Origin of the sequence: Calothrix anomala FACHB-343, assembly GCF_014696435.1 — a bacterium.
GTDB classification, from domain to species: Bacteria; Cyanobacteriota; Cyanobacteriia; order Cyanobacteriales; family Nostocaceae; genus Aulosira; species Aulosira anomala_A.
This window is the reverse complement of record NZ_JACJQG010000038.1, coordinates 31,938-50,446: the sequence shown is the minus strand read 5'-3', so window position 1 is coordinate 50,446 and position 18,509 is coordinate 31,938. Positions and strand designations below refer to the sequence as shown.

General features: G+C 41.6%; 14 protein-coding genes. 12 read left to right on the top strand and 2 right to left on the bottom strand.

Annotated elements, in window-relative coordinates:
• The first annotated feature begins 5 nt into the window (after positions 1–5).
• The 9 genes from H6G08_RS21150 to H6G08_RS21110 all read left to right on the top strand — a co-directional run bounded on the left by H6G08_RS21150 (position 6) and on the right by H6G08_RS21110 (position 13,423).
• The gene (locus tag H6G08_RS21150; RefSeq protein ID WP_190546461.1) at positions 6–1,691 is read left to right on the top strand and encodes an ATP-binding protein; all 1,686 of its coding nucleotides are present in this window, start codon (positions 6–8) and stop codon (positions 1,689–1,691) included.
• Positions 1,684–2,274: a hypothetical protein gene (locus H6G08_RS21145; protein WP_199322679.1), complete on the top strand. Its 591-nt coding sequence runs from the start codon at positions 1,684–1,686 to the stop codon at positions 2,272–2,274. The genes H6G08_RS21150 and H6G08_RS21145 overlap by 8 nt, the downstream gene beginning before the upstream one ends.
• A complete protein-coding gene (locus tag H6G08_RS21140) occupies positions 2,274–3,740 on the top strand; it encodes a serine/threonine-protein kinase (RefSeq protein WP_190546459.1) in 1,467 nt (488 codons plus the stop codon). Before H6G08_RS21145 ends, H6G08_RS21140 begins: the two co-directional genes overlap by 1 nt.
• A 248-nt stretch (positions 3,741–3,988) precedes the next feature.
• A complete protein-coding gene (locus H6G08_RS21135; protein WP_190546457.1) occupies positions 3,989–4,699 on the top strand; it encodes a hypothetical protein in 711 nt (236 codons plus the stop codon).
• Positions 4,700–4,841: 142 nt separating this feature from the next.
• A complete protein-coding gene (locus tag H6G08_RS21130; RefSeq protein ID WP_190546455.1) occupies positions 4,842–5,684 on the top strand; it encodes a TnsA endonuclease C-terminal domain-containing protein in 843 nt (280 codons plus the stop codon).
• Positions 5,669–7,876, top strand: coding sequence for a TnsB C-terminal domain-containing protein (locus H6G08_RS38540; RefSeq protein WP_521166020.1), 2,208 nt, complete (start codon positions 5,669–5,671; stop codon positions 7,874–7,876). Before H6G08_RS21130 ends, H6G08_RS38540 begins: the two co-directional genes overlap by 16 nt.
• Positions 7,866–9,464, top strand: a complete 1,599-nt coding sequence (locus H6G08_RS21120) for an ATP-binding protein (RefSeq protein ID WP_190546450.1) — start codon at positions 7,866–7,868, stop codon at positions 9,462–9,464. The genes H6G08_RS38540 and H6G08_RS21120 overlap by 11 nt, the downstream gene beginning before the upstream one ends.
• The gene (locus tag H6G08_RS21115; protein WP_190546448.1) at positions 9,461–11,449 is read left to right on the top strand and encodes a TnsD family Tn7-like transposition protein; all 1,989 of its coding nucleotides are present in this window, start codon (positions 9,461–9,463) and stop codon (positions 11,447–11,449) included. The genes H6G08_RS21120 and H6G08_RS21115 overlap by 4 nt, the downstream gene beginning before the upstream one ends.
• 48 nt (positions 11,450–11,497) lie before the next feature.
• Entirely contained in the window at positions 11,498–13,423 is a 1,926-nt protein-coding gene (locus H6G08_RS21110) for a TnsD family Tn7-like transposition protein (protein ID WP_190546446.1), read from the top strand.
• Positions 13,424–13,503: 80 nt separating this feature from the next.
• On the opposite strand, the gene H6G08_RS37605 is transcribed toward H6G08_RS21110, so the two are convergent.
• On the bottom strand, positions 13,504–13,665 hold the full coding sequence (locus tag H6G08_RS37605) for a ribbon-helix-helix domain-containing protein (protein ID WP_313942301.1): 162 nt from the start codon (positions 13,663–13,665) through the stop codon (positions 13,504–13,506).
• A 186-nt stretch (positions 13,666–13,851) separates the two neighbouring features.
• On the opposite strand from H6G08_RS37605, the gene H6G08_RS21100 reads away from it, so the two are divergent.
• From H6G08_RS21100 to H6G08_RS21090, 3 genes are all read left to right on the top strand, one after another.
• Positions 13,852–14,409, top strand: coding sequence for a hypothetical protein (locus H6G08_RS21100; protein ID WP_190546442.1), 558 nt, complete (start codon positions 13,852–13,854; stop codon positions 14,407–14,409).
• Complete coding sequence (locus tag H6G08_RS21095; protein ID WP_190546441.1) at positions 14,406–14,708, top strand: RNA polymerase sigma factor; 303 nt, start codon at positions 14,406–14,408, stop codon at positions 14,706–14,708. The genes H6G08_RS21100 and H6G08_RS21095 overlap by 4 nt, the downstream gene beginning before the upstream one ends.
• A gap of 103 nt (positions 14,709–14,811) precedes the next feature.
• Positions 14,812–15,006, top strand: a complete 195-nt coding sequence (locus H6G08_RS21090) for a hypothetical protein (protein ID WP_190546439.1) — start codon at positions 14,812–14,814, stop codon at positions 15,004–15,006.
• A 133-nt stretch (positions 15,007–15,139) separates the two neighbouring features.
• Here the strand turns inward: H6G08_RS21090 and H6G08_RS21085 are convergent, their stop codons facing one another.
• Complete coding sequence (locus H6G08_RS21085) at positions 15,140–18,388, bottom strand: CHAT domain-containing protein (RefSeq protein WP_190546436.1); 3,249 nt, start codon at positions 18,386–18,388, stop codon at positions 15,140–15,142.
• Positions 18,389–18,509: the final 121 nt, after the last annotated feature.

The following is an 18,509-nucleotide window of genomic DNA, read 5'->3' as shown; positions in this document are numbered from 1 at the left end:
TAGCAATGAAACATCAAATTCTAGGGAAATTAGTAGGTAACACTGGTGATCCCAACAACCTAACAATGATTCTTTCCTCATCCTTTGCTGGTAGACGCGGCGAATTTGTTCGCATCCGTCACCAAGAATGCCAAGAGGAGCCAGAAATTAATGTTTTAGGGAGAATTAATAGTATTATCCGCACCAATGTTCTCTATAACTCAGAGATGGGGCAATCGCTCACAGATTTAGAGCTACTACCTGGCGCACAAATTACAGGAGAACGAGTAGCTGCCAAACTAGAACTTGTTGGTTACAAAGACTCATACACTGGTCAAATCAAAATCCCTCGCCGTGCGCTTGACCCTGGTGCAAAAGTGGAAACTGTAGACTATCAATTTCTTAGCTCATTCTACGAATTTGATGAACAAACCAGTTTACATATAGGCAACTTAGTAGGTTATGAATCTGGCGAGAATATTGTTCCTGTATATTTAGACGTTAACCGCCTGGTTACAGAACATCTGGCAGTCTTAGCTATGACAGGTTCTGGTAAATCTTACACGGTCGGCCGGATTATTGAGCGTATTGTCACCCTTAATAATGGCACAGTTGTTGTATTTGACCCTCACGGCGAATATGGCCGTGCTTTGCAAGGTGGCAATTTGCAATTCAACCTTGACTTTAACAATCTTGATGACCCCCGCGATCGCAAAACTATTCCCGAAATCCAAGAAAACTTTAAGCGATTAATTGAAGCTGGTGCGGGAATAGTAGTTTACACGCCCCAAAATCCTTCATTTCGGGAAAAATATGCAGGGAAAAATAAAGAACTAGCTCTGCAATTTGACCGCTTTGAAATGGATGATGTGACCGAAATTCTTCCTGGTTTAACAGAGCCACAACAGCGTGTTCTTGATGTAGCTATTCGTTACTGGAAAATTCAGGAAACTACCGAACCTAGAGATATTAACTCTTTACGGTACTACCTGGGAGATGGCATAGAAAAGTTACGTGAGTGGGAAGAACTAAGTTCTGCTGAGGCTACCGCCCTTAATAGTCGTAGTGCAGCAGTTGCTTCTATGAAGCTATCACGGGTCTTGAATGAAGCCCAAAGTTTTTACTCCGCAGCCCTAGCACGACCTACAGATATATATGATATGGTAGGACGACCCAGTGATAAACGCGGCAGACTTGTAGTAATTGACTTACAAGGTTTAAGCGATACAGCAAAACAAATTATTACAGCCTTAATTTCTAGTGAAATTCTCCGCGCTGCTGCAAGTAAAACAGACCGCATTCGTCCTTGTTTTTTAGTTTACGAAGAAGGACACAACTTTGCACCCGCAGGAGAAGCAGCAGTAAGCCACCGCATTATTAAGAAAATTGCCAGTGAGGGACGCAAATTTGGGGTGGGGTTTGCCATTGTTAGCCAGCGTCCTTCAAAACTAGATTCTGATGTTACGTCCCAATGCAATACTTTAATTGCGATGCGCTTGAAAAACCCAGATGACCAGAGGTTTATTACTAAAACTTCGGATATGGTGAGCAAAGCTGACATTGAGGAATTACCCAGCCTTTCTACTGGGGAAGCATTGATTTGCGGACGCTCAATTCCTGCACCACTATTAGTCAAAATTGGTACTAAGGCACTTGTTCATGGTGGGCAATCACCAGAAGTTTTAAATCTCTGGGGAAGATTTAATGGCTAATTCCCTTGAACACACCATGACAGAACTGCAAAATTTGACAACGGCTCAAGAACTGCTACCAATCTGGACTAATAACTGGGGATTTCCAGATTTTGGTTTATCAATTCACAGCCTAGGAACAACCTTTTTAGCCTTACTGGGCAATCGTCTAGGCTATGTGGGAGTTGCAGAGGTTCCAGCTTTTAAACAAGGCAATTACGCTCATATTGGGGATGATGTGCGTTCAGATGCGGTTTGGTTCGACAAAATTAGTCATTCACCTTTTTTAATTGCTGAATTTGAGCGTTACAGCAACAAGAACGAACAGTGGAAATTAGAGGATAAAGCGAAAAACCTACTGCTGGCACAGCACCGTTGGAGCGAGACAGCAGAACTCTTATTGTTGGCTTACTGGAGAAAAACAACTGTTTCATCCCCCAATCACACAAATTTGCTGAAAATTATTAAAGAAGGATTTGAAACTCAAGCAAAAGAAAGAGTCAGAGGAGCCAATAAGGGTCAGTTTGTACTGCTTGAATTCGTCATGAGAGAAAACAGCAAAAATCTATTGTACCTATCGGACATTATTCTGCGAGAAAACTGATGAGTCGCAAATCTAAATTTTTTATTCCACGCCCAGATCGGCGGTTAGGCGATCGCTATGAACTGCTCGAATGTTTAGGCGATGGTTCTTATGGTTGGGTTTGGCGATCGCAACGCCTAGAAGATAATCAAATTGTGGCGGTAAAAATACCAAAAGAGCAAAGTGCAACCAATGAAGAACTTGCCGAGGGTTCAGCCTTGGTGGGAGCAGAACTTCATCCCAACGTTATTCAAGTCTTTTGGATGGGACGAGTACCTCCTGAGCGTGAATGGTACGTCATTGAAATGGAATATTTCCCTAGCCTGACCTTATCTCAGTTACTGGATAAGGGAGAGCAAGGATTTGTTGCTAGTTACAAGCGAATTCTCGATATTTACCAACAAGTTTTAGCTGGAATAGAACATCTCCACCGACTGGGAATGTCCCACGGGGATATTAAACCCCAAAATATTCTTGTCTCTGGAGATCAGGTCAAATTGACTGATTTTGGATGCAGTGTGTTACCTGATGATATATATGCTAGAACCCGCGAAAATGGTGGAACAATTCTTTACTCAGCACCTGAAATAGTTGGCTCAAGTGTCAAAGGACGTAGTGCTGAATCTCTGTTTAAAGCAGACATCTACAGCTTAGGTGTTTTAATTTACCATCTAGTAACAGCCCGATTGCCTCACGATACTCTTAGCCAAGTTGCTCGGCATACACCTTTTCCTCGTCCTCGTGAGATTAACTCCTCAGTTTCGCCTGCTTTAGAGCATTTTATTTTGCGTTGCCTTGCCCTTGAGCCAGTAGAACGCTGGGAATCACTCTCAGAAATGGCGATCGCATTTAAACGGGTTGCGCGTGCCCAAATCGATTACCAACCAATTCGTATCTTGCCACCTCGGCAACAGCCTTCAGAAGATTGGTCAACTCAGGCTTTGCGCTTGTTAGAAGCTGGAGCGTACTCTCAAGCAAAAAATGTGGCGCACTCAGAGTTTGCAAGTAGCTCTGACCCCCATGCTTTCTTACTAATGATCACCGCAGCATACAGAGACGGAAGGTTTTTTGACTGCTTAAGAGATATTGAAGCACATCCATATTTTTTAAATGTTGAGTCTCCTGTAGGCCGCGACCTTTGTCGTATCACCTTAACTGCCTATATACAAACTCGGCAGATTCCTCAAGCTTTTGGAATGGTAGAAAAGTGTTTAGTAATTGAAGGCGATTTGCCAGATTTACTACTGAAGAAAGCTTCACTGCTAGGTTTACTGGCAAGGTACGAGGATGCTGCAAAGATTTTGTTATTGTTGAACCGCCAGCACCCAAACCATCCCGCCATCCTTAAGCGTCTTGTTATGGTTTTCGAGCAAATGAGAGATGCAGGGAAAGCAATTGCTTTTTTACGTGCATATGCAAAGGTTGTGCCTAATGATCAGTGGGCAAAATTAAAGCTGGACAAATTTAATGCTATTGGTGTGCTTTAATCTTTACAGCACTTCTCTTCATTCCCACTAACGGTAGTACTATCAAATCTGGCACTCCAGAAACTACCTTATGATTTTGCCATACTGAGTCATCACCCCAACCTTTGCCTCTAGTTATGCAAAATTGAATATTTTTGATATCAGCAGTCAAATGTGATTTAGGTAGCAATTGAGAAAGGACTAAGTGAGCTTAAATTTTTAGCTATTGCGAAGATGAATAGAGTCTTCAAAAAATAGCAGAAATTGACATGTCCAACGGAAACCCATTAGATACAAATCAAATTGTTACCTTACTTCACTCAGCGCTGATGGAAGGAGTTATAGAACTGAGTAACGTGCCGCAACTGCTTCACCAAGTCCTGGAAGAAGAGTTATGGCAAGAACGAATTATCCCAGAAACTGGGGAAGTTGTGAGATTTGAGTCTTTTGTAGATTTTATCCAAACTCCTCCACCCGCAGGACTAGGGACAGATTTTGATACACTTTGGCGATTGTCTGATCATGACCCATTGCTTCTGGATCTCCTTGATCGAGCTGTCCAGAGAGAACCTGGAGCACCAGAAAAAAATCCAAGGATTGACAATTACCAAAAAAATGTTGATGATATACACAGTTACGAACAACCAGAGAGACCTTCTGGTACTAGCAAGCAAGCTGGACTACGCCAGTTGCGTAGGAAAAATCCAGAGTTACACGCTAAAGTTCTGGCTGGTGAGTTAACTGTCAATGCTGCTATGGTTCAAGCTGGATTGAGAACTAAGCAAGTAACAGTTTTTGTAGATCCTCATCGGGCAGCAACTAAGCTGAAAAAAACCTTTAAACAGGAGGATTTCATCGAACTTGTAGCATTACTTATGACCGCCTTGCCAGAACAAAAGGAGATGGTGGCGGAAAAATTCAAACAAGTTTTGAATGAAGAGCAACTCAACAAAATTAAAAAATTTTTAGCATCTGTTTGAAGAAAGCCATTGAGTAGCCTTCCACTTCAGAACTTGTAGCATAGGCAAAATGCAGTTGACGCTGTGGGTAGCACTGCAACCGCAACATGTGTGTAAAAACCAGTCTGAAGAATAACCCTAGTAATTGAATTGGGAGGCGGGAATGGCTAAACGCAAAAGAACAGCAAATCAGATAGTTATTGATAGATATCTTAAAGAAGGTCGTGGGCAGGGTAGAGGTTCTGAGTACCAACCCTGGCTTTTGATTCAAGATGTAGCATCTCAAGGTCTTGCTAGCAGAATCAAAGGTTGGAAAACCAATCGAGTTCATCACTTACACAGCAATTTTGAACTGAACTATTTTTATCTACTGGATTGGTCGTCTATTGTTTGTGATATTCGAGAGCAGTATCCTCTACTACCTCTAGAAGAAACACTAGCGATCGCAGAACAGAGCGGTATACCTCATCCCAAAGATCCAAAAACTCAAGAACCCTTAGTGATGGTCGCGGACTTCTGTATCACTGTCCGCCAAAATATTGGAGTTACCGAACAAATCCGCACGCTTAGGTCTGCAAAAGATTTGCAATCAGAACGCACAATCCAAAAGTTAGAAATTGAGCGTCAATACTGGCATTCCAGAGAGATTAATTGGGGAATTGTCACTGAAAATGAAATTCCTGAAACATTCGCCAGAAATGTTCATTGGCTACACCCTTTCCTCAACCTTGAAGACCTGTCACCCCTGTCAGAATCTGATATTCGTCGAATTGCAACAGCCTTAACACTGGGAGTAGCAGAAGGTAAAGAGTCACTAGCAAAAATAGCTGCTAATTGTGATGACAAACTGGGTCTAGAGCCAGGTATGGGGCTTTCTGTTGCTCGTCATCTTATTGCCAATCGGCAGTGGGTGGTTGACATGAATCAACCAATTAAACCTAGTCAGCCTCTAGTTCTTCTAGCCAACCCACTGGTGCAGTCACAGGGATTATGGAGTGTAGGATGAGTCTTTTTGTAAATATGCTGCTGGAGTGGCAAAATACCGATAGTGAAATTTATATCGAGCGCGTACTTTGGATTGATCCGTCTGGTACAGATGTGGTGACCATTGAGATTAATAACTCAAAAGCTCTTCCAAAATGGCAAAAATCTAAGGAATTAGAAACAGCGATCGCTTCTAGAGAAATTCGCATCCTTGAAGTTGATCCATACGCTGGGTTGCTTCGTCCGGAAAATTCAATTTCACAGAATCACCTCAATCGTAGGGATCGGGCATGGGAAGTCATTGGCCCACTTGTTGAGAGAAATACTGAGCTAATGTTTAATCCCCGCGATCGTGGCCCGCTTGTAGAAGCTACAGCCGAACGCACAGGTTGCATAAAAAAGACTATTTACAATTATTTGCGTCGTTACTGGCAAGGAGGACAAATGAAAAATGCCCTTCTTCCTGTCTTTGATAGATGTGGTGCAAAGGGTAAAGAAAGGAAGCCTTCTAATTGTAAGCGTGGTCGTCCAAGTAAGCTGTCAAAAGCAATGGAGATGCCCATTGGAGTCAACGTTGACGATGAAATGAAGAAATGCTTTCATCGCGGTATTAAAGCATTTTATGAAAATCGTCAAGGAAGAACTTTAAAAGATGCATTTCAACTGACATTGGAAAAGTTTTTTCATCAAGGCTATGAAATGCGGAATGGGGTATTAGTTCCCATGCTACCGCCGGCTACTCAGCTTCCCACATTTGCTCAGTTCCGATATTGGTATGAAAAAGAAAGAGACATAACTCAAGAAAAAATTTCGCGTGAAGGTAAGCGTCGATTCAATTTACGCCACAGATCTGTACTTGGAGATTCAACACAGATGGCCTATGGGCCAGGGTCAGTCTATCAAATTGATGCTACTATCGGCGACATTTACTTAGTTAGTTCCTTAGACAGAAACCGTATTATTGGTCGTCCTGTCATTTACTTTGTCATCGATACTTTTAGCCGACTCATAGTAGGATTTAGCGTAAGCCTAGAAGGCCCGAGTTGGTTAGGTGCTATGTTAGCTCTCGAAAATGTTGCTACTGATAAGGTAGCTTTTTGCAAAGAGTATGACATTGACATTAATGAAAGTGATTGGCCTAGTCATCACCTTCCTGAAGCCATCCTCGCGGATAGAGGTGAACTCGAAGGTTACAACGCTGATAATCTGGTAAACGCTCTCAACATAAGGGTATCTAATACACCTCCATACAGAGCCGACTGGAAAGGCATTGTGGAGAGAAATTTCCGTCTCAGTAATGACAAGATGATTCGTTGGATGCCTGGAGCAGTCTATCGAAAAAGAGAAAGAGGTGACCGTGACTATCGGCTGGAAGCAAGTTTAGACCTTCGGCAGTTTCGGCAACTGATAATCACTTGCATTCTTGAGCATAATACAGACACCCGGATGGACTGGTATCGAATGGACGATTTCATGATCCAAGAATATGTTGACCCATACCCAATCGACCTCTGGTACTGGGGAGTCCAAAATCGGAGTGGTCATCTGCGCCAAATAGCACCTGATATTGTGCGCTTAAATCTGCTACCAACAGATGAGGCTTCTGTGACTCATCAAGGTATCTACTATAAAGGCCTATACTACACATGCGAATTAGCTCTACGGGAACAGTGGTTTGTCAAAGCTAGAGTCAATGGCAGGTGGAAAATTCCTATTGCCTACGATCCTCGGAAGCTTGAAATAATCTACTTACGCCTTGATGACAGTAGAAAATTAGAGTCTTGCCAACTTATTGAAACTCAGAAGACATTTCAGCACCGAGACTGGTATGAAGCCATTGATTACTTTGAACTACAAAAACAAGCCAAAGAATCAGCTAAAACTCGCCAATACCAAGCAAAAGCAAATTTCCATGCGCAAATAGACAAAATTGTTGCTGAAGCTAAAGAGCAGACTGAGAAAGCACTTACTGGACAGAGTAAACGATCACGCCTCCAAAGCATTCGAGACAATCGCAAGTTGGAGCGTGAGAACGAACGAGAATCACAAGCATGGCAACTAGGAGTTAAAGAAACTTCCGATCAATCAGGGAAAGTAATTTCAATGCCTTCAGCCATTGAACCAGAAGAGGATGACGAAGGCTATGTAGCTCCACCAAAACCTGTTGATAAATTACGCAAACTTCGGGAGAAAAATTGGAACAATGACAAGTAATAATTCCGTACCGTCACTTTTAGTTGGTAAGGGACAGATCGTACCAGCTTCATACCGTGACCCATTAATTGCCAGCTACCGCGACAATCCACTTATCGAGGCTTTGCCCTCAATATTATCGGAAGAAGAAGCTATGAACTTTCTAGCACGTTATCCTCAATATGCTGAGGAAGAGCGATTACTACCAAATCACCTACGTCTACATCTAGTACAGAACGTACTCCAATTCTTTGAACCATTACCAATCCATTTAGACTTGGAGCAGCGGTTTTCACGAATGATTCGAGCAGGCTATCAGGCACGCAATCCTTTAACAGCAGATTTTTGGAGAGATTTTCAACAGCGGATAGATAATTTGAATCCTGAGGCTGTGCCTAAAAACCATCTGCGCTCAACAGCTACAGGTTTCACAATAATTGGTATTAGTGGTGTTGGTAAAACAACTGCTATTGAAGCTATTCTTTCACTCTATCCCCAAGTAATTGTTCACAGCCAATATCGCAATCGAAATTTCACTCTCATGCAAATTGTTTGGCTGAAACTTGATTGCCCTTTTGATGGCTCAATTAAAGGTCTGTGCCTTAACTTTTTTCACGCAATTGATGACCTGCTGGGAACACACTACTCTAAACACTACGGAGGAAGTAAACGCACAGTTGATGAGTTAATACCCTTTATGGCTCGTATAGCTTCACTACACTGTATTGGAGTTTTAGTAATAGATGAAATTCAGCATCTTAACGAAGCTAAAAGCGGTGGTTATAAAAAAATGCTCAATTTCTTTGTTCAACTTGTCAACACAATTGGCATTCCTGTGGTTTTAGTTGGGACTTATAAAGCTATGTCTGTTTTGAGTGGCGAGTTTCGACAAACTCGTAGAGGTAGTGGTCAAGGAGATTTAGTTTGGGACAGAATGGCGGAGGATGAGGTTTGGGATTTATTTGTTGAATCACTTTGGCGATACCAATTTGTTCGGAGATCATGTTTGCCAAACCCAAAAATTTGTCATGCTTTGTATGAAGTTACTCAAGGTATCACTGACTTTGCTGTCAAAGTTTATATGCTGGCACAAGTAAGAGCAATAACAACAGAAAAAGAAGTTATTACTGAAAGTATCATTAGGTCTGTTGCACAGGATAGTCTTCGTTTAGCACAACCAATTTTGTTAGCTTTAAAAACAGGTAATATTCAATCACTGAAAAATATAGAAGATGTTTACCCAATAAATTATCTATCTTTGATAGAGGAGATGAAAAATAATTTAAAAATTGTAGGTAAAATCAATTCCTCACCTCTAGTTAATAAAAATATAACAAATAGTGAGGATACCAATACTGATACTCAAAATATGGCAAATAATCCTTCCCAGCCAGAAGTCAAGGCAATTTCTGAAGAACCTATAAATATCGCTCAAAATAAGAGTTTAAAAAAGAAATATCATATCAGTAAAACTATTTCAGATAAAAATAGCTTAAGAGACATTATTTCTACTGGGGTAGAAAAAGGTATGGTTGCATATGAAGCTCTTAAGCAAAAAGGATATATCCGCTCTGCTACTGAATATCTTCTAGAGGAGATAGAAAAATGATTGCTTTTTTTCCAGATCCATATCCTGATGAATTACTTTACAGTATATGTGCGCGTTTTTCTGATAGAACGCAATATCCAAACACTTGCTTAACAACACAAGAATTATGTGGAACTTGGGGAGCTAAACTAACTATCGATTTACCAAGGCATTTGAATCACCTTGTTTCGGTTTTACCAAAAGGACATCTATATACTGTTGACATACTGATAAATAATCATACATTACTGCCTTTCTATTCTCCCTTTCTACCCACAGAGCGAGTTGAGATTATCCGTGAAAATATGGAAAGAAGTAATCAGCGAGGAATCCATCAATCATCAGGCATCTCACCCAGTATAATTCGTTCACCAAACTTTCTACGATTTTGTCCTTTATGTGCAGAAGAAGATAGGACGCAGTTCGGTGAAACATATTGGCATCGGCTTCATCAAATATCAGGTGTCGAGGTTTGTCCTACTCATGTGGTTTTTTTAGAAGATAGCACAGTAGCCGCACGGAATCAAATTCATAGCTATAAATTATTTGCAGCAGAAGAAAATCTAACAACCATACCACCACGTTGTTTAGATTTATCACAACCACACCACACAGATTTATTGAATATAGCTAAGGATGTAGTTTGGTTATTAAATCAAAAGAACTTTAATCCTGGTTTTAATTTGCTGAAAGAGCGCTATGGATTTTTACTGGCTGAACATGAATTCGCTGCTTATAACACTTATCATGTACATGTAAAAAAACTCAAAAAAGCGTTTAACGATTATTACTCACTTAGCTTTTTGAAGGAATTACAAGCTGAGGTAGATGAAGAAAAGGATAGTAATTGGTTATCCTGCATAATTAAAGATTTGAAGCAAAACCAAGCACATCACCCCATACGTCACTTATTGCTAATCCAATTTTTAGGATACACAATCGAGCAATTCTTTCAAATACCCATACCTAAGAAACCCTTTGGAGATGGGCCTTGGCCTTGTCTAAATAAAGTTAGCGAACACTACAATCAATTGGTAATCAAAGAATGCAAAATTACTAAGAATAGTTGGGAGTCACAAAGACCAATTGGTATATTCAGTTGTAGTTGTGGTTTTGTATACAGCCGTAGAGGCCCTGATAAATATCCAGAAGATGAATTTAAAATTACGAGGATTAAGTCTTATGGTTCAGTATGGGAATTGGCCTTGAAGAATTTATGGGAAGACTCTTCAGTGACTTGGATAGAAATGACACGCCAGTTGGGAGTTGAAGAACGAGCAATTATCAAACATGGTGCTGTACTAGACTTAAAATTTCCTCGCTTAGGGCCAACAGGAGAATCTACTCGCAAGAATAAATTTATCAATCGTAAAGCCAAAACTAAAAAAGTACCAACATCAGACGAGTTAGAAACTTACCGAAGAAATTGGCTTTCTATCCGAGAAGAGAAGCCAGAATTTGGAAGAAGAAAACTTATGAAAGAATTTCCTAGTACTTATTTATGGCTCCGCAGGTACGATACTGAATGGTTGAAAGCCCACCTTCCATTGGCTAAATGCGGTGGAGTAAAACGTGTTGTAGACTGGGAAAATCGTGATGCAGAACTGGAAAATGCTGTTAGGTTATCAGCTTTGCAGATTAAAAGCCAAGCAGGACGACCACAGAAAGTAACTAAAGGGGCGATTTGTAAACATTTAGATAAAAGAGGACAGATTCAGCACAACCTTCATAAGTTACCGAAAACAAAACAAGCTTTGACTGAGGTAGTTGAAACTTGTGAGGAGTTTGCAGTTCGCAAGGTTAAATGGGCTGCTGAGTGTTTTCATCAAGAGAATATAAGTCCTGCATGGTCTCAACTTGTGATTTTAGCTTGTGTTTATGATTTTAAAGAGGTACCGCAGGTTAAAGATGCTATTGATGCTGCTTTAGAAGCTCTAGCATTACTCAGTCCCATAGATAGGTGGCACAGAGGAGAGTCAATCATTAAAAAATACTTTCACAGTTAAGAAATCACAACGTATTGTTCCCTAATTTTGATATCAAAAGAGGACATAATGCTTGGTTTATTTCCCGAACCTTACCCAGATGAATTGCTCTACAGTATTTGCGCTCGATTTCAAAATAGACTACAGTACCCTAGTCAGAAGTCAATAGTTGTGGATCTATTTCAAACAAAAAGCGCGATCGCAATTTTTGATTTACCAAGTAAGCTGAATAAACTTATTGCTGGCTTACCTCCTAACTCAGGCTATACAGTTGAATATTTCATAGATAATCACACCCTATTACCTTTTTACAGGCCTTTTCTACCCCCTGAAAGACTTCATCTGATTCAGGAAGATATGGGTGGGGATAATGGCTCGAAAATTCATGCAAGGCTAGGAATTGTGGCTGGCATTATTGAGATGCCTGAGCATCTGCGCTTTTGTCCTTTATGCATAGAAGATGATAGGAAGCAATTTGGTGAATGCTACTGGCATCGTCTTCATCAACTACCTGGTGTTGAAGTCTGCCCTATTCATGAAGTTTTTTTAGAGAACAGTAGTGTATTAACGCACAATCGTAGACGTATATATGAATTTATTTCGGCAGAACAGTCATCCCAAGTAGTATCGCCTTACCGAATAGACTCTTTGAATCCTATTCACAAAGTTCTGTTGAGCATAGCTAGAGAGGTAGACTGGCTTTTAAACCATTGCCACATCGTTATTGGTTTGGAGAGCTTACATAAGAGGTACCAATCTTTAGTGATGAGAAATCCACAGTGGGTAACTTACGCAGGCAGAATTCGTATTCAGGAATTATTGAAAGCATTCAAAAATCACTATCCTTTGGGAGTTTTAGATAGGGTTCAATGCCCACTTGATGAACAGATTCGCGATCACTGGCTCGCCCAATTAGTGCGCTTTCCACAAAGGGTTCACCATCCCTTACGTCATCTCCTACTTATCCAGTTTTTGGGCTATACGACCAAAGAATTCTTTGAGCTACAAGAAGCGCTACCTCCATTTGGTCTTGCTCCTTGGCCATGCTTGAATCCCGTATGCAAACACTACAAAAAACTGCAAGTTAAAGAATGTCAAATTACATATAATCAAAAGAATTTTAAACCTGTAGGAACTTTTAGCTGTATCTGTGGTTTTGTCTATTGTCGAAGTGGCCCTGATAGATCGCCAGAAGATAGTTTCCGATACTCCAAGGTCAAGTTTTATGGTTCTGTATGGGAAGAATCTTTGAAAGCTCTTTGGGAAGATTCATCTTTGACCCTCAAGCAGATGGGTCACCATCTTGGAGTTGAGTTTAAAACAGTTCTACGTCAAGCAAGTAGATTGCAGTTGAATTTCCCACGACCCAATACTAAGGCTACAGCAACAGAATTATGCCCCTCTCTCCAGCCTCGTAAAAAGGCACTGAATCTCAACAAAGATGTTATTCAATCGTCCCGAAAAAAATGGTTGAAATTAATGAGAGCAAATCCAGGCATGGGAAGAACCCGATTACGAAGTAAAGCTCCAGCAATTTATAGTCAGTTATATAACTATGACCGGGAGTGGTTAAAGGAGCATTTACCATCACCAAAAACAAACAATGGCACTCCAGATGTGGATTGGGATAGTAGAGATGAGCAAACAATCGAAACTGTCAAGGAGGTAGTACAGCGGTTGAAACAAGATAAGAACCGCCCCACTTGGATTAGCAAAACAGCGATCGCTAACTCCCTTCCTCATCCTGCCAGTGCATGGGTTAAAAGACATCTCAAAAGGCTCCCAAAAACAGCAAAAGTTCTAGCTGAACTGAGTGAAAGCCGAGAAGAATTCGCTGTTAGAAGAGTTCAATGGGCAGCAGATTATTTCCGCCAAGAAAAGATTGTTCCCCAAAGGTGGCAATTGGTACGCCGAGCAGGTTTACGCCCAAACACAAGAGAGTTGCTTTTAGTCAAGGAAGCGATCGCAACTGCTTTGGACTCTTTCAACCAGTAGAGTACAGATGAGGATGCAGAAGGCAAAATTAAGGTCACGCTTTGAACATAGATCAATACCTCATATACTGCATGATTCCATTATTGGCCTTTCCCTCGATCTGAAAGGATTTGTCCTTCATCCTGCGCTTTTCTAATCGCTCGTTTCAGAATTAACACCGCCATTTGAGACAAAGAACGCTCCTCTGCATCTGCAAGTTGTTGCAGAGCTTCTTTGTCTTCTTCTTCCATGTAAAGAGTCACTGTTACTTTTCCCATGTGATTATCATAAGCGCTATTGTGTGTTTTTATATTAAACACACATAAATACATAAATTAACACAAAAACACACTAAAATTGCGTATAATTACTTATAAGTCAAAAGCCAGCCATCAACTTTCTCAGAGACGACGCTGGCTTTCGGCCCCCTATCACAGGAGACATTTCCCATGTTAAAGCCTGTTAGCTACAAAACAGATCAACACAGAGCTTATCAACAAGCTCTAGATGATTTCGGTATCACAGAATTACTGGCAAAACTCAGCAACTACTCTGATGCTGACTTTGATAGCACTTGGATGCAACTCAAGCAGCAAGAAATAGAAACGTTAGCAGCAATTCTAATTTCTCAGTTGACTGGTAGCATCGATGGTAAATTGATTGCTGATTATCTCAATCTCATCCGACATATTAACCAGGATGTAGTCCCTGGCTTGATTAATCTAAAATTCCCAGACGCATCCATTGAGCTTCCAGCCAATTTCCCGGATATAGCGAAGACACCGCGCTTTTTATATGGCGATCGCTTGCGTTGGCTCTCTGCTGAAAGTGATACTGACTGGGGTATTGTCATTGGTCGATTTTATAGCTATGCTTCACATCGTTGCTCCTGGGCATGGTGTTACCTGATTTGGTTGAGCAAAGACAGTCCCAGTGCTGCTTGGACATCTGCTGATATTGCTTGGGAAGAGGATTTGGAACCACTTAACGAGGAATCAACCTTATGAATCCTCATCCATTGAAGCAACGAGAGCAAGATTTGATTAAACTCTACAGTTACTGTCAGTTAGGGATGACTCCCAAGCAGTTTTACTCCAAGTGGCAGGTAAATTACGAAGAAATTGCTCAAATCTGCTCTCGCTCACTTTCCACTGTTCGGCGCTGGTTTTCTAGGGGACGCAACTACCGCCGCCCCATGCCTACTGATTTACGCCACCTTGCTCTGATGAACTTTTTGCTTGAACATTTTGAGGAGATTCCCGAAGAACTTTTGCAGAAGCTTTGTTTCCCGGACAAGAGTGAGTAGGACTTAAACCCAATTTCAATATCATTCTGATATTTTCTGCCAGCCACCATCACAGTAGGCTGGCTTTTGTCTTGGAAAGTACAAATATGACCAGGAGAATTCTATGACTTATTCTGAAAAGCTCAATCCTTGGTGTATTATTCGGCTTTTTCCTGATATGCAGCACAGGATTGTAGGCCGTTTTCGTCGTCGCAGTGATGCGGAAGCTCATCTACAAGTTTTAAACCGACTGATTCCAAACGTTAGTTTTACAGTAATTTTCAATGTGGCGTTGGAGCAGCAAGACCAAAGTAATTGAAATTGGCTAGCCATAAGGTTATTTTCTTTGGTTTGACCAGCAATTAAAGCAGCGATCGCTAATTTTCTTTCTCACCCTGCAAGCCTACGCAAAAAAGCGATCGCAAAATTGTCACAGAGGAAGAAACTTGACTCTACCACCCATTGCCAATGAGGATGAACGGTGCCCAGTAGTAGGGATGATTAAGATTACGGGAAATAGATTGTTCACCTTGCCCCAATTTATAATTAACACTACTACGATTGCTGTTATTGCCCTGGCTGTTGCTTTTGAGCATAGCCAGTTGCGCTTGTCGCAGAGCTTCTGTTTTGGTCATCTGACCTGTAGAAAGATTCTGGTAAAATCGCTGCATGAGTTGGCTGGTGCTGGCATCGTTAACTAGCCAAAGTGAGGCAATCACAGATTTAGCGCCATTGGTAAGAAAGTAAAAACTCATACCAGACATTTCTAAGCCATCAGCATCTACTCCACCCAAAGCGGTTTCACAAGCAGAAAGTACAACTAAATGAGTATCTGCCATGTAGTTGCCTAATGTTTGAATTTTATCAACGGTTAATTTATCACCGCTACCAGAAAGCAGGTAAGAATTTTCTGGACGACCAGATTCAAATTTAGCGTGGGTAGCTAGGTGCAAAACTTTATTACCTGTGAGATTGTCGCGTAAAGAATTAAAAGTAAAATTTTCATTGAGAAACTCTGAGCCTGGAAAAATCCCTTGTTGTGCTTTTCCAGACTGCTGAATGATTGTGGCTAATTCATCTGGGACATAAGATAAAGCATTAAATCCTGGAAAAGCTTTCGAGACTCCCATTGCTAAAACACGAACCTCTTGCTTATTTTTTGGTAGGCGGTCTTTAGCATCTGTTAAACCAGCATTCAAAACTGTGGAAACTGCATAACGCTCAATTAAATATTTTTGCCCATCGAATAGGGCTGCCATTGGAATGTAGCGAGTAGAACGGTCAAGGGAAAAGACTAAATGATGGACATTAGAATTTTTAATTTCCTTTTCTAAGGGTTGGATCAACCATTTATATAATTGTTGACTTGTGGTTTTGATGGCTGTCTCATCGTCACGGTTGGATAGTTGGGTTCTAAATTGGTTTACCGTTTTCCAGAGTTGTTGTTGGTCAACAGGTGTTTCAAAGCTGCGGAAGACTACTCCCTTTTCTCCGGCTCTACTAGCTAAAAGAATCCGAATTTTGTCTTTCAAAACCAAGGGATAAATGAGGATTGTACCTGGTTGGGTCGTGACAATTTTGGCAGCAGTACTGCGGAGTTGTTCGGGTTCGAGGAGTGCGGGGTCTTTGGCAAGTCGGTCTTGCAGAGTTTTACGAAAAGCATTAGCGTCTTGCTGAAATTTTTGCGTCAAGACATCGAGCTGATCTCGTAGTTGGCTGAGGGTATTACATTTTTTCTGCTCGCATTCGTAAACCTGTTGCCCAAAGACAATTAGAGTGCCGTATTTATTGAGGATTTCTTCTTCAATGCGGGCTAAGGCAATACCAGAGGTTTCACCACCTGCTCTAGCATTACGGGTAAAGTCGCGTAATTCTTGAATTTTTAATAATTCTAGGACTTGTTGAGCTTCTAGTAGTCGTCCTTGGGAGAGTAGCAAGTCAGCTAAACGGCGATAGGTATCTGCTACAGTCTGGGTGTAGGACTCTTGTTGCTCACGGGGTAATGTGCGAATGTCGTTACGGATGCTCTCTCGCACATTGACTGATTGCTTGTAGAAGACAATAGCTAATTCTGGTTCTTCCTGTTTTTCTAGCGACAAGGCAATATTATTGAGAGCCTCACCCTCGCTTTCGCGGTCTTTGATTTCTCGGGTGATCGCTAAGTATTGCTCTGCATACTCAATGGCTTTAGCATAGTTGCCCAAATACAAGTAAGCAAGTCCGAGATTGCCCAGAGCCTTACCCTCGCCTTGGCGGTCTTTAATTTCTTGGGTGATCGCTAAGTATTGCTCTGCATACTCAATGGCTTTAGCATAGTTGCCCAAATACAAGTAAGCAAGTCCGAGATTGCCCAGAGCCTTACCCTCGCTTTGGTGGTCTTTGATTTCTCGGGCGATCGCTAACCATTGCTCTGCATACTCAATGGCTTGAGCATAGTTTTCCAAACCGTAGTAAGCAAGTCCGAGATTGCCCAGAACCTTACCCTCGCTTTGGCGGTCTTTGATTTCTCGGGCGATTGCTAATACTTGCTCTGCATACTCAATGGCTTTAGCATAGTTGCCCAAATTGTAGTAAGCATTTCCCAGATTGCCCAGAGCTTTACCCTCGCCTTGGCGGTCTTTGATTTCTCGGGCGATCGCTAAGTGTTGCTCTGCATACTCAATGGCTTTAGCATAGTTGCCCAAATTGGAGTAATCAATTCCGAGATTGCCCAGAGCGCCTCCCTCACTTTGGCGGTCTTTGATTTCTCGGGTGATCGCTAAGTATTGCTCTGCATACTCAATGGCTTTAGCATAGTTGCCCAAATTGGAGTAATTAATTCCGAGATTCCCTAGAGCGGCTCCCTCGCTTTGGCGGTCTTTGATTTCTCGGGCGATCGCTAACCATTGCTGTTGATACTCGATGGCTTTGGCATAGTTGCCCAAAGACGAGTAAGCAAGTCCCAGATTGCCCAGAGCTATACCCTCGCTTTGGCGGTCTTTGATTTCTCGGGCGATCGCTAACCATTGCTGTTGATACTCGATGGCTTTGGCATAGTTGCCCAAATTAGAGTAAGCAAGTCCCAGATTGCCCAGAGCTATACCCTCGCTTTGGCGGTCTTTGATTTCTCGGGCGATCGCTAAATCTTGTTGTCCATATTCAATGGCTTTGGCATAGTTGCCCAAATTAGAGTAAGCAATTCCCAGATTCCCCAGAGCCTGACCTTCACCTTGGCGGTCTTTGATTTCTCGGGCGATCGCTAAATCTTGTTGTCCATATTCAATGGCTTTGGCATAGTTGCCCAAAGAAAAGTAAGCAAGTCCCAGATTGCCCAGAGCGGCTCCTTCACTTTGGCGGTCTTTGATTTCTCTGGCGATCGCTAAATCTTGCTGTTGATATTCAATGGCTTTGGCATAGTTGCCCAAAGACGAGTAAGCAAGTCCCAGATTGCCCAGAGCGGCTCCTTCACTTTGGCGGTCTTTGATTTGTTGATACAGTTTGAGCGCTTGTTGCCAAGACTGAAGAGCTGCCTCAAATTGACTTGTATTAAATTGTTGAATTCCTTGTTGGAAAAGTTTGTCTGCTTCTGCTTTACGGTTTTGGCTGGTCTGTGCTTGTGCTGGCGTAGAGAGTATGTAAGTGTGAATGGGTAACAAGTAGGGAAAAAACACCAGCAGTAGAGGTGGCGCGATCCAGCTAACTAGTCTGAGGTGCAAGGACATTACAGTTAAAATTGGGGATATTACTGAAGATTTTACCTAATGCATTGCCAGGATGGGAGACTTGAGAGTATGGCAATCTGTATTTTGAGATACCGTTTAATCCTTAATTTAGGTTTGAGAG

Bases quoted from the DNA above. Each gene is read 5' to 3' on its own strand.
- H6G08_RS21095 (WP_190546441.1), top strand. From the start codon at position 14,406: ATGAATCCTCATCCATTGAAGCAACGAGAGCAAGATTTGATTAAACTC.
- H6G08_RS21135 (WP_190546457.1), top strand. From the start codon at position 3,989: ATGTCCAACGGAAACCCATTAGATACAAATCAAATTGTTACCTTACTT.
- H6G08_RS21130 (WP_190546455.1), top strand. From the start codon at position 4,842: ATGGCTAAACGCAAAAGAACAGCAAATCAGATAGTTATTGATAGATAT.
- H6G08_RS21145 (WP_199322679.1), top strand. From the start codon at position 1,684: ATGGCTAATTCCCTTGAACACACCATGACAGAACTGCAAAATTTGACA.
- H6G08_RS21100 (WP_190546442.1), top strand. From the start codon at position 13,852: ATGTTAAAGCCTGTTAGCTACAAAACAGATCAACACAGAGCTTATCAA.
- H6G08_RS21110 (WP_190546446.1), top strand. From the start codon at position 11,498: ATGCTTGGTTTATTTCCCGAACCTTACCCAGATGAATTGCTCTACAGT.
- H6G08_RS21115 (WP_190546448.1), top strand. From the start codon at position 9,461: ATGATTGCTTTTTTTCCAGATCCATATCCTGATGAATTACTTTACAGT.
- H6G08_RS21140 (WP_190546459.1), top strand. From the start codon at position 2,274: ATGAGTCGCAAATCTAAATTTTTTATTCCACGCCCAGATCGGCGGTTA.
- H6G08_RS38540 (WP_521166020.1), top strand. From the start codon at position 5,669: ATGGAGTGTAGGATGAGTCTTTTTGTAAATATGCTGCTGGAGTGGCAA.
- H6G08_RS21090 (WP_190546439.1), top strand. From the start codon at position 14,812: ATGACTTATTCTGAAAAGCTCAATCCTTGGTGTATTATTCGGCTTTTT.
- H6G08_RS21085 (WP_190546436.1), bottom strand. From the start codon at position 18,388: ATGTCCTTGCACCTCAGACTAGTTAGCTGGATCGCGCCACCTCTACTG.
- H6G08_RS21120 (WP_190546450.1), top strand. From the start codon at position 7,866: ATGACAAGTAATAATTCCGTACCGTCACTTTTAGTTGGTAAGGGACAG.
- H6G08_RS21150 (WP_190546461.1), top strand. From the start codon at position 6: ATGAAACATCAAATTCTAGGGAAATTAGTAGGTAACACTGGTGATCCC.